The following is a 2,001-nucleotide window of genomic DNA, read 5'->3' on the forward strand; positions in this document are numbered from 1 at the left end:
CTACCAGGACGAGAAGACTCGCCGTAATCGTAAACGTCGGAACCACTCCGATGATCGTCGCGATCCAGCCTCCAAGCAGCGGACCAATGATCGTCGCCGTTGTCATCACGCTGTTGAGTACGCCGAACACGCGGCCCGTCATATGGACAGGCGTGTGGACTTGAACAGTCGACTGAAAAGGGACGAAAATTAAGCTCGCCGAGAAGCCGGCCGTGAATCCAAGCCCCGGCCCCCACAGGATGGAATAGCCAAGGTCGTAATGGGCAAGAACTCCCATTATGCCAAAGCTCGCGCCGATTCCACAAACGCCTAGAAGCATGAGTGGATAAGGGTTGTAGTCGGTTTTTTTCGTTAGTAAAAAGCCAGCCGTGAACATCCCGAGACCTGATCCTGTCACAAGGTACCCGAATAAATCAGGAGAGGCATAGGTCAGTTCTCTGATCAGGACGATCAGTTGTGAATCGGCCATTTGCAGAATCAACAGGCTGAGTCCCACAAGGGTCAAACCAACTAACATGAAGCGGCTTGATTTGATAAAAGAAAAACCTAGCACGAATTCCTTCTTGAAGGACTCCTGCGCAGCTTCCGTTTTCGATAATTCATGAGGGACGGCGTTCGGAATGAACAGCAGGATCAACGCCGAAACCGCAAAGGTGGCTGAGTCGATCATGAACACCTGCTGGGCACCGAATACCGTGACAAGCAAGCCACTCACAAGCGGACCGAGAATTTTTGTCGACGAATCGATCATCGAGGTGATCGACATCGCCCCTTTCATATCTTCCTCTGCCACTATTTCCTTCAGCTTCCCGTTTTTCGCTGGAATGAACAGCGAGGAAAAAATCCCAACCACGAGAAGCGTGGCATATACCATCCAGAGCGATGAAGCAACGGTTAAAATGAGAATCAACCCAGCCCGGACGACATCAGAAACAATCATAAGCGTTTTCCTGCTGAAACGGTCAGCTACCATACCGGCAGCGGGGCCAAACAACGCCATCGGCACCGCTAAGCATAAGAATACGAATGAAACTTCAAGCGGGGAAGCTTCCCATTTCAAGCCGACCAGCGTAATGATAGCGACGATGCTCAGCCAATCGCCAATGCTGGAAATGGCCTGGGCGGACATCAAGGTGATATACCCTTTGTTTTTCAATAATCGCTGCATGTACGTGCCCCTCTCTCTAAAAAGACATTCGTGTCGTTTTGGTAATTTTTATTATACCGACACTGGTGTCGTTTTGCAATCTTTTTTGGATTTTATATCCGAAAAGTTAATTCTGCACAATACGTTCCCACGTTGAACCAAATAACTCTTTTAATAAAGAGCGCTTTTCTCCCTCATCTTCATGCCATTTGTGGAGCACGGTTCGATCCAGGTATGTATTAATACGATTCCAGGTATTCCGATCGAACTCCTAAAAAACGCCCAAAAAATAAAGTAATTTAACGAAGTTATTTACAAAACACTTGAAATTTCCCCAAAATTTTCATTATGTCTTTTATAACACGATTTCGTTTGTTAACTTAGATAGAATTAATTAAATAATTTAATAAACTACTTTGTAAACGCATTCAATGTTTTGTTCAGTACATAGACTACTATCTCTCATTTACGTAAGTCTTAGATGCAGATTTCATGCTTGTGTAGACCAAAGGAAAGTCCCCACCCTAATGAAAAGGAGAGAAGAATATGAATCTATTTACGATCGTATCGTTTTTATTTTTCACTGGTTTAGTTGCTTTAATTTCCTATTATATTACGAGAAGAGAAGATTTGAATTCGCAGGATGGTTACTTCCTGGGAGGCAGAAGTCTAGGTGCATGGACGATTGCAGGTTCTTTAATGCTAACCAACCTGTCCACGGAACAATTAATTGGGTTGAACGCTCAAGGGTATTCAGACACCATTGCTGTAATGGGGTGGGAAGTAGGAGCCGCTATTGCATTAGTCGTCGTGGCTTTTTTCCTTTTACCAAGATACTTAAAAGGCGGCATTAC

General features: G+C 45.0%; 2 protein-coding genes. One reads left to right on the forward strand and one right to left on the reverse strand.

Translation table 11 applies throughout. From position 1 onward, the window contains the following. Positions 1 to 1,168 (reverse strand): MFS transporter (locus tag WAM07_RS09175; RefSeq protein ID WP_422166231.1); only part of this gene is annotated, 1,168 nt, incomplete at its 3' end. A gap of 525 nt (positions 1,169 to 1,693) precedes the next feature. Here WAM07_RS09175 and WAM07_RS09180 point away from each other — a divergent pair. Then, positions 1,694 to 2,001, forward strand: a 308-nt coding sequence (locus tag WAM07_RS09180; protein WP_422166233.1) for a sodium:solute symporter family transporter, incomplete at its 3' end; no start/stop codon positions are given.

It is taken from the genome of Halobacillus sp. (genome assembly GCF_049282395.1).
GTDB lineage: Bacteria > Bacillota > Bacilli > Bacillales > Halobacillaceae > Halobacillus.